Here is a 2220-nt window from a genome sequence, read left to right on the forward strand (position 1 = left end):
CGACAGGGCGACGATCGGCAGCGGACCCTGGTTGCCGAGCCTCTCTGCTGCTTTCGCTGCTGTCTCGACACCTTTTGCTAGTTCGTTCAACTCACCTGCAACAGCAGAAGGACGGAGCTTCTCGGGGCGTTCCAGGTACAGCTTGATGAGGCGCTCAGCGTCTTCCATCAGCACGCTCAGTGCCTCGTCGGAAGGGCCATGCTCAACGTCGCGCAAGTCGTGCTTGAGCCACTCCAAAGCCTTCCGTCCAGCATCTTGTTCATCCTACTCACGCCTCCGATGGCAACCTTCCTGTGCGCAGGAGGGTATAGTCCATTCCAAAAGAGGCATCTCCAGGAGGGATCGCGGCGGCTCGTGCCGCCGTCGCATGGCGGTCGCAACTGGAGGACATCACGAGATTCGAGCGAGGTCCGCTTACCACACGACTCCGGACCTTCAACCTACTTCCGAGATGTGCCGATTTCGTTGGAAAAGTCCTCGTGATTGGCGGCGGTTCGTGATTCCCTGATGAGGCATTCTCAGGGAGGTCGGGCCATGATGGGCGAGCGTCTCGTGATGCAGGAGAGCCTGTTCTATGAGTTCCGGCTCGAGGATCACGTTCCCTGCGATCACCTGCTGAGACGCATTGATCGCTTCGTCGACTGCTCCGGGCTGCGCCAGCACCTGGCCGGCTTCTACAGCTACATTGGTCGCCCCTCGGTTGACCCTGAACTGATGATTCGCATGCTGCTGATCGGCTACTGCCTCGGCATCCTCTCCGAGCGGCGGCTGTGCGAGGAGGTGCACCTCAATCTGGCCTATCGCTGATTCTGCCGTCTCGGGCTGGAAGGCAAGGTGCCGGACCACTCTACCTTCTCCAAGAACCGGCACGGCCGCTTTCGCGAGAGCGACCTGTTCCGTCACCTGTTCGAGGCGGTGGTGTAGCGCTGCTTGGACGAGGGGCCGGTGGGCGGCGAGGGCTTTGCGGCCGATGCCAGCTTAATCCAGGCGGATGCCAACAAGCAGCGCTCCCTGGCAGGTTCCGACTGGATCGCGCTGGACCACCCGCAGGATGCTCCGCGGGCCGTGCGCGAGTATCTCGCCACCCTGGATGAGGCCGCCTGGGGTGCGGCCACAGACGTTGAGCCGAAGTTCGTCTCGCCCTCTGATCCAGCAGCTCAGTGGACCTGCGCGCTGCGCGGCCCGGCCTTCTTTGCCTATGCGGACAACTACCTCATCGACCTCAAGGCAGCCGTGATCGTGGATGTGGAGGCCTCTCGTGCGGTTAGCCAAGCTGAGGTGGGGGCTGCCCGCACCATGCTGGAACGCACGGCCGAGCGCTTTGGCCTCAAGCCCGAGCGACTGGCGGGTGACAGCGCCTACGGCTCGGCCGAGATGCTCCACTGGCTCGTGGACGAGCAGGAGATCGAGCCGCATGTTCCCGTCATCGACAAATCCGAGCGCCAGGATGGCACCTTCTCGCGATCAGACTTCCACTATGACCCTGAGGCGGATGCCTACACCTGTCCTGAGGGCAAGACCCTGACCACCAGCCGCCGAATCGTGAATGAGGGCACGAACAGGCTTTATCTGGGCAGCAGGTTCGATTGCGCTCCGTGCCACCTCAAGGAGCGCTGCTGTCCCAACACGCCAGCCCGCAGGATCACGCGCAGCATCTATGAGCATGCCCGGGAGGTCGCGCGCTCCTTGAGGGGCACGCCGGCCTATGAGCGGTCACGTCAGGGGCGCAAGCGCATCGAGATGTTGTTTGCGCATCTGAAGCGGATCCTGAAGATGGGACGTCTGCGGTTAAGGGGCTCGTGCGGCGCTCAGGACGAGTTCCTGCTGGTGGCAATGGCTCAGAATCTGAGAAAGCTCGCCAAGCTGGTCACTTCACCAGGGCCTCATATGATCCAAGGAGCCTGAGACGGCCCGAAGGATACACCTCACCACGGTCTTATCCTAACAAGGCAAGCTGCATCGCTGTCCCAGCCCGTCTGGATGCCGACTTTGTCAACGCAATCTGCCAATACCGATAGTTCACCAGTGGGGACTGGGCTGCCCTTTATCCATCACCTGATGCCTCGGCGTCCTAGCGCGTTCCGAACCTCCAGGTGAAGTTGCCCTTCACCGCGTGCTCCTGCGTCCGTGCCCCGATCTGGCCCGAGTAGGACACGCCGAGAGCCATATCCTTGTTGATCTGCCAGTCCAGCCCCGCCTCGGCCACGAGAGCGTTGCGGT

1 protein-coding gene and 1 pseudogene are annotated in these 2220 nt (G+C 62.2%); one reads left to right on the forward strand and one right to left on the reverse strand.

The window, feature by feature from the left end; all coding sequences use genetic code 11:
- On the reverse strand, nt 1–237 hold a 237-nt coding region (locus GR328_RS26370; protein WP_160888608.1), incomplete at its 3' end, for a hypothetical protein.
- A gap of 297 nt (nt 238–534) precedes the next feature.
- Between GR328_RS26370 and GR328_RS26375 the strand changes: the two are divergent.
- A pseudogene (locus GR328_RS26375) lies at nt 535–1905 on the forward strand (transposase).
- The last annotated feature ends 315 nt before the right edge of the window (nt 1906–2220 follow it).

This window comes from Microvirga makkahensis (genome assembly GCF_009830105.1).
In the GTDB taxonomy this organism is placed as follows: domain Bacteria; phylum Pseudomonadota; class Alphaproteobacteria; order Rhizobiales; family Beijerinckiaceae; genus Microvirga; species Microvirga makkahensis.